Annotated in this window: 4 protein-coding genes; 2 read left to right on the top strand and 2 right to left on the bottom strand. The window is 43.6% G+C overall.

The genetic code is table 11. From position 1 onward, the window contains the following. Window positions 1-308 precede the first annotated feature (308 nt). Window positions 309-1,205 carry a transglycosylase SLT domain-containing protein gene (locus tag LDL18_RS07945; protein ID WP_296508480.1) on the bottom strand — a complete coding sequence of 299 codons (897 nt, stop codon included), beginning with the start codon at window positions 1,203-1,205 and terminating at the stop codon, window positions 309-311. Window positions 1,206-1,431: 226 nt separating this feature from the next. Then, window positions 1,432-3,249, bottom strand: a complete 1,818-nt coding sequence (gene typA, locus LDL18_RS07940; RefSeq protein ID WP_296508478.1) for a translational GTPase TypA — start codon at window positions 3,247-3,249, stop codon at window positions 1,432-1,434. Window positions 3,250-3,744: 495 nt separating this feature from the next. Between typA and LDL18_RS07935 the strand changes: the two genes are divergently transcribed. After that, a complete protein-coding gene (locus tag LDL18_RS07935; RefSeq protein ID WP_296508475.1) occupies window positions 3,745-4,431 on the top strand; it encodes a DUF6624 domain-containing protein in 687 nt (228 codons plus the stop codon). Window positions 4,432-4,923: 492 nt separating this feature from the next. Beyond that, window positions 4,924-7,389: a TonB-dependent receptor gene (locus LDL18_RS07930; protein ID WP_296508473.1), complete on the top strand. Its 2,466-nt coding sequence runs from the start codon at window positions 4,924-4,926 to the stop codon at window positions 7,387-7,389. Window positions 7,390-7,797: the final 408 nt, after the last annotated feature.

The raw sequence follows: 7,797 nt of genomic DNA, 5'->3' as shown, positions 1-7,797 counted from the left end.
CCATCAAAAGTCATCTTTATTAAAAAGCCTTGCCAAAAACTGGCATATAAATCACAACCTGCTAAAGCTGATTTAGCTTTAGTGTCAAGCAGATATATTTAATTCATCCGATATCAATCTATTTTCCAAATCATGACTTTAAATACATTAAATTACCTTAAGGTTGGATTTATAGATAATTAAAATCACCCATTTATAGGATATGATTTGCTTATAAAAGAATGATTCTTTTTTTGAAGATAGATTGATAGATATCTTTTCCCGACTAGTTTTTGGCTTAAATATGATCAAAATTTGGGATTTCAGAGTTAGATATTGCTCAACGAAGAAGAAATTAGAGCATAGGCCATTCTGGCATCATTAGAATATTTATGGGCATCTGCATTGGTAGCGCTATGGGTATTGGGACGGTGGCTGAGCATCGCAGCAGCAGTCATACCATCGACGCCCTGCATCGCGAGAGAAATAAGACGAGCGTTATTTTGTGGGGATTCAAAGCGATCAGGAATGACCTTATAATGAGCAGCGTAGTGAAGATTACCTTTTTTGAGCCATTCGCTATCGGCATCATTAGCATTCCGGTCAAGACGTGAGGCCAGCATATGATAGACCTCATCAAAGCTACGCCCCTTCCCATCATGAGTATAGAATACCGCTTTATTCGCTTTGGCTTCTTTCGGGAAATGGAGGGCGGCACAGGCGTTACCATCCACTGCTCTTTTTGTCAGGAAACGGCTGGCACCGGCTGCCCCGAGGAAATGGGCAAAATATAATTCACCTCGGCTGGCAGGGCGACCCAGACATTGCTTTAGTTTTTGGGCATTGTCAGCTGCGAAAGCTCCCGCCATTGCGGCTGCTGCCGCAGGCTCTTCTCGAAGTTCAAAAATGCGGGATTTTAATTCCTGATTATGGACAACCCAGCGTCCCCCCTCGCGGCTAATCGCATCAGCTGCCCAGCCATAACCATATTCATCGCCATGCTGTTTTAGAACACCAAGCCAGCTCTGATTAAGAAATTGGAACAGACCAGCCGCTGTTGACCCTTGCGCTTTGGCATGAGGATTAAGACCGCTTTCGCAACGGGCTTGTGCCATAAGATAAGAGAAATCAACACCGGAATCCTGTGCCGCTTGGTCAATGGCCATGCGGATAGATTCCATGCGACCTTCAATTTTTTTTGAAAGCGAAACAAAATTGGTTGTCACGCTGGATAGTCCCCCTGTTATTCTGTCCAGACTGTTATGATAAGGGCAGTCGATCAGGATGAAGCAAGAATGATGCCATGCTTTTTATATGGCAAAAAACAACACTATCTTAAAAGAAAAAAGCGCCTTCCTGAACAGAAGGCGCTTTTTCATAAAATTCTGACGGGAGCCATCAAAGAGACTGTTATTTTTTTGACAGTCCTAAATTTGACAGCTCTAAAATCAGTTAGAGGTTTTTACTGGCACGAGCATGACGCTTGCGTTCATTCGGATCGAGCCAACGTTTACGCAGACGAACAGATTTCGGGGTAACTTCAACCAGTTCATCATCAGCGATATAAGCAATAGCCTGTTCCAGCGTCATGGCGCGCGGTGGCGTCAAACGGATAGCATCATCCTTACCGGAAGAACGCATATTGGTAAGCTGTTTTGCACGGAGCGGGTTGACTTCTAAGTCACCTTCACGGGCATTTTCACCAATGATCATGCCTTCGTAAACGGTTTCGCCAGCACCGATAAACAGAACGCCGCGTTCTTCGAGAGAACCAAGGGCGAAAGCAACCGAAGCGCCGGTACCAAGAGAAATCAACACACCATTCTGGCGACCAGAGATCGGGCCTTTATAGGGGCCATACTTCTCAAACAGGCGATTCATAATACCGGTACCACGGGTATCGGATAAAAATTCACCATGATAGCCGATCAAACCACGTGACGGAGCTGAGAAAGTGATACGAGTTTTACCACCACCTGAAGGACGCATGTCGACCAGTTCAGCTTTACGCAGTGACATTTTTTCGACGACCGTGCCGGAAAATTCGTCATCAACATCGATAACGACCGTTTCATACGGTTCTTCGCGGCCATTTTCACCTTCGGTGAACAACACACGCGGACGGCTGATGGAAAGTTCAAAACCTTCACGGCGCATCGTTTCGATCAAAACACCCAGCTGCAATTCACCGCGACCGGCGACTTCAAAGCTGTCTTTTTCGTCGGATTCAGTGACGCGGATAGCTACATTGGATTCAGCTTCGACCATCAGACGGTCACGGATCATCCGGCTGGTGACCTTGGTGCCTTCTTTTCCTGCCAAAGGAGAGTCGTTGACAGAGAAACGCATGGACAAGGTGGGCGGATCAATCGGCTGAGCAGCGATCGGTTCCTTGACTGACGGGTCAGCAATCGTATTGGCAACCGTTGCAACTGTAAGACCAGCAAGGCTGACAATGTCACCGGCAGAGGCTTCTTCAACTGGAACACGTTCCAGACCACGGAAAGCCATAATTTTTGAAGCACGGCCAGTTTCGAGAATATTGCCGTCCATATCAATAGCATGGATAGGCTGATTCAGAGAAAGCTTACCAGCATCAATACGACCCGTCAGAATACGACCGACGAAATTGTCGCGATCAAGCAGCGTTACCAGAAAACGGAACGGTGCATCCGCGTCAACTTTCGGGGCATTGACGTGATTGACAATCTTTTCAAACAAGGGTGCCAAGGTGCCTTCGCGAACTTCTTCGCTTTCACCAGCATAACCATTACGACCGGAAGCATAAAGAACCGGGAAGTCCAGCTGTTCATCGCTGGCACCTAAGGTCACGAAAAGGTCGAAAACTTCGTCCAGAACTTCGGCTGCACGCGCATCAGGACGGTCAATTTTATTGACGACCACGATAGGTTTCAGGCCAAGTGCCAAGGCTTTACTGGTCACGAATTTGGTCTGTGGCATAGGGCCTTCTGCGGCATCAACCAACAGAATAACACCGTCAACCATAGAAAGAATACGTTCTACTTCACCGCCAAAGTCAGCATGGCCGGGCGTATCGACGATATTGATACGTTTGCCGCTCCATTCAATCGAGGTGCATTTGGCGAGAATGGTAATACCGCGTTCTTTTTCAAGATCGCCGGAGTCCATTGCTCTTTCATCGATCCGCTGATTTTCGCGGAAAGTACCTGATTGACGAAATAACTGATCGACAAGCGTCGTTTTGCCGTGATCGACATGCGCGATGATGGCCACGTTGCGCAGGCTCATGTGTTTCCTGTCCATTTAGAAAGATTAGTATCTATCTTTTATCTTTTTTCCGGCCTGTTATCCTGTGAAAAGGCATGAGGAGGACTATAAAAAGATTCGATACCATAACCAGAATTAACACGTGAACCGCATTAATCCTCTGACGAATGAAGGCTTCCATAGCTGAAAAAGCCTCATTCAACAAGTATGATGTCCGATATTAGTAATGAAAGAATAATGGGAATAAAATAAAATATTGGCATTTTCTACAATAGAAATTTTCTTTTTATAAAATTTTTTAAAAAAAATATTTCGACATTTTTATAGATATCGTTTCTTCTTTTGAAGAAAATAATTTATATATAAATTTACCTTATAAATAAAAGCAGACTATGCTTTGATAAAATATAATTTTTCTTCAAAAAACATAATTCTTTACCAAAATAAAAAGAGATACATTGGACAATGATTAAAAAGGCATTCAACGCTTTTTCATATTTATCAGGTCATCGCCCTATGAAGACTGATAAGATCTCTATTGGGCTGTCTGCTTTTCAAAAGAAAATCATTTTTCTGATATTTTCATCTTTTTCGGTTATTGCTCTGGCAGAACAACCTGTGACGAATCCGATAGAAGCTATAGCCGATAATTGTGACCTATCCTTCCCCGGCGCAGAATTAAACAGCCGGCATTTTCAGAATATCAAAGCAGCGAATTCATTTAAAAAACAGGCAAAAATCTTAATTGCGATGAGTGAGCATGAACAGGCGGTTCGGAATCATTTTACTAAAGGTCAGCCGATCGACTGGAAAGAAGTCGAAGAAACAGACCGCAAGAATACCCGCGATTTTAAAAAAATGATCGAGAAAGAAGGGCTTTTTTCAGTATCCCAAATTGGTGGTCAGGGGGTTGCGGCTGAGTTTTCTTTAATTCAACGGTCTCGTGATTTTGCTTTTCAAAGAAATGCCGTGGATATGATGCGGCGTCTTTTTGCACGGCAAGATTTTCCCGGTGATTATCTCGCTATTCTGGAAGATCAACTCCTGGCAAAAGACGGTAAGCCTCAAATCTATGGAACAAGAGTAAAGCCGGATGGCTCCCTGTATCCTGTGATTGATAAAGACCAGTTGGATGCCCGCCGTGCTAGTCGTGGCCTTGCGCCTTTGCGACAGGCCATATGTCCAATTTCTAAAGCTGAATAATTTTTTGGCCTTAAGGGTGTTCAAAGCACCCTTAAAGCTAAAGCAATCTTGAAGAAAAAATTTAGATTATTTCGAGTTTTTTATACATTCAAAATAAAATAAATCCTTTGAAGGAGCGTTTCGATATCAGCAAAAGTAAAAAAAAATTTATATAAAAACGTTATTATTCAATAATTAAGCGAAAAATATACGATAATAACAGGCTATATTCTGTCTCGTAAAAGTGGCGCAGCCATTTTCTCCATGTCTAATTTAATAAGATAGATGCGTTATATTTTTATATTTTAGTATTTTGTATTAAAAAAGACACAATATAGGTAAAATTAAAATTATATCACTAGACATTTGAATAAAATTTTTATAAAATGACACTGTCTTTTGCAATAATATTACGAGTAAAATGTTTCCTTTAGCCCTAAAAACAAATCTTTTCTTTAAAATCATCGCACAAAAAGGTCAGATACAAGACTAACAAATTATGGGGGGCGTGTTATGAAGCGAGTATTCCTCAAGGGTGGCTTTTTTGTTTGCCTTTCCTCGACTTTTTTACAATATCCGACGATTGCTTTTGCAAGTGAAACATCGGAAACAGCCGCAAAGCTGGCTCTCAATAATAATATAGCTGAGAATCCCTCGAATAGCGCTGGAAATGCAGGGGATGCGATTATTGTCACCGGAACCCGCGAAACCGGTAAGAAAGCACGCGAAAGTATTTCCCCCATTGATATTATTTCCGCAAAACAGCTTGCACAAACAGGTATGCCCAGTTTGCGTGATGCTCTGACACAGCTACTACCTTCTTTGACTGTGCCAAACGGTGGATATGATAGCGGGGCTTTAACAGATTCCTTAAGTTTAAGAGGGCTTAGCCCGAACGAAACCCTTGTCTTGGTCGATGGGAAACGGCGCCATACGACCGCCAATATCTATGCCAATCCGGGCCCACAGCAGGGATCTACACCGGTTGATATTGACATGATTCCGATGGCCGCGATTGACCATATCGAAGTTTTACGTGACGGGGCTTCGGCACAATATGGTTCTGATGCTGTTGCTGGGGTTGTTAATATCATCCTGAAAAAACAGGATCATGGTTTCCATGCTCAGACTTTAACTGGCATTACTGCCGCTAAAGACGGTTTTCAGCAAGGTGTGTATCTCGATGGTGGCACTAAATTGGGGTCTCGCGGCTATCTCCATGTCAGTGGTGATTTCCTATGCCAAAACCATACCTACCGCAGTGCGGCTGATTTAAGAACGGGCACTAAAGACAATAAATTACTAGGGCAACCAGAACAGACTCGAGAAAGTTTTGCTATTAAAGGTGGCTATGAAATCACTGATAATATCGAGGCCTATGGTTTAGCCACTTATGCCCATCGTTCTGCTGGTGCCTATCAAAATTATCGTCTGCCTAGCTCATTAACCAATTACCCCGCTTATGCGGCTATTTATCCCAATGGTTATTCGCCGATTGAGACCATCAATGAAAATGATTGGGAAATCATGGCTGGATTAAAGGGCAAAGTTAAAGGCTGGAACTGGGATGTTTCCAGTGTTTATGGCCGTGACTATGATAATATTGGCCTTAAGGATTCTGCCAATCTGCAATTGTCGCGCGATACAGGCAGAACACCTACCACCTTTAAAGGTGTTCAGCGGTTTAATAACCAGCAATGGAGTAATGCCATTGATTTTAGCAAGGCTTTCCATATTGATGGTTGGCCTCATGAAATCAACGTCGCCGGTGGGGCAACGCATCGTTATGAAAGCTATACTATTGGTGCTGGATCAGCGGATTCCACCTATGGAAGTGGGTCAGATGCCCTCCCCGGCACGGCAGCTGCCAATGCGGGTAAATTTAGCCGGAATGTCTTCGGTGGATATTTTGATGTAGCGACCCATCTCGTCAAACAGTTACAAATTGATGTTGCGGGTCGTTACGAGCATTATTCTGATGTTGGGGATACCAAAACAGGAAAAGTGGCGCTGCGCTATGATCCTTTCAAATGGTTAGGATTCAGAGCAACCCTGTCCAATGCCTTCCATGCTCCGACTTTGGCGCAGGAATATTATAGCGCCGTCACCTTATCGCCAACGGCCGCCCATGGTATTATCAGTGCTAGCTCGCCCGGCGCTTTGGCCAATGGCGCTCAGAAACTAAAACCAGAGCGGTCAACCAATATTACAGCGGGTGTAACCTTTGAACCGATCAAAAGATTGGTCATTACAGCTGATCTCTATCAAATTAAGTTGCGTGATCAGATTTTGCCAGGGGGTAATGTCTATGGCAATCAGGCCTTAACCGCCTTGGCAATGAACGGTTTTACTCTGCCATCTGATGCATCGAGTTGGGCAACGGCTTCGCTATCAACCCATTGGTTTGCCAATGTCGCCAGCACCCGCACCCGTGGTATTGATATTACGGCCACCTACCCGACTTATCTTGGTGATATCGGACGGATTGATTGGAGCGTTGCCGCGAATGTCAACCGTACCATCTTAACCCATCAAAGCACAGATGCCCAAGGAAATGACCTTCTGACAGCGCAGAGTATTGCTTATATCACCACGGCTTATCCGCGTAGTAAGATTATCTGGGGCGGTCAGTTCACTAGCGGTGACAAAAAATGGATTGTCGGTTTACATGAAATCCGCTGGGGAAAGACCACGTCTCAATTGGCTTATTATAAAGGGGTCGCCAATACATCGGTGGCATCAGCCTATGATTTCTTCAAATTCCTGAACCAGCCTAAATTTGTGACTAACCTTGATATTACCTATCGAGTAAATCCGAAACTGGCTTTGACGATAGGTGCCAACAATCTGTTCAATGCCCATCCTAGCCGTGTGCCTGTCGCGCATCGTTATTTGGGTGTGCCACAATATAATATGAGCACGTCCCAATTGGGCATGAATGGGGGCTTCTATTATTTTAAAGTCGATGTTTCTTTATAATCGACTATGATTGAAGCCTATCAAGGATAGGACAGATTTTAGAAAATAGGGAGGAAAGTTATTCTTTTCTCCCTATTTTTATAGCAGCGGATTTTTCAATTAAGGCTTTATAAAGATAACCTTTGGATAAAAGAGTGCTTCACTCACAGCTCTATTCAGCATTGTTTTTATCTGTTTTTACTAACGAATAGAATATGATATGCTTCCACAATAGCTTTTTTGAAATGGAATACCCTTGTTTCGTTTATCTGCTAATAGTGTAATCTGTCTGGCTGCCGTGTTACTCTCCTCTTTAACGGCAGTGGCACTTTGTTTACTCTTGGTTATATCGGCACCATCAGGCCATATGTCTGTCCGGCATAAATCGGGAATAGAAGCACCCGTTGTTATCAATACCGCTTTGCCGAC

Origin of the sequence: Zymomonas sp. (assembly GCF_020216885.1) — a bacterium.
Classification (GTDB): Bacteria; Pseudomonadota; Alphaproteobacteria; order Sphingomonadales; family Sphingomonadaceae; genus Zymomonas.
This window is presented reverse-complemented; position numbering and strand designations above follow the sequence as displayed.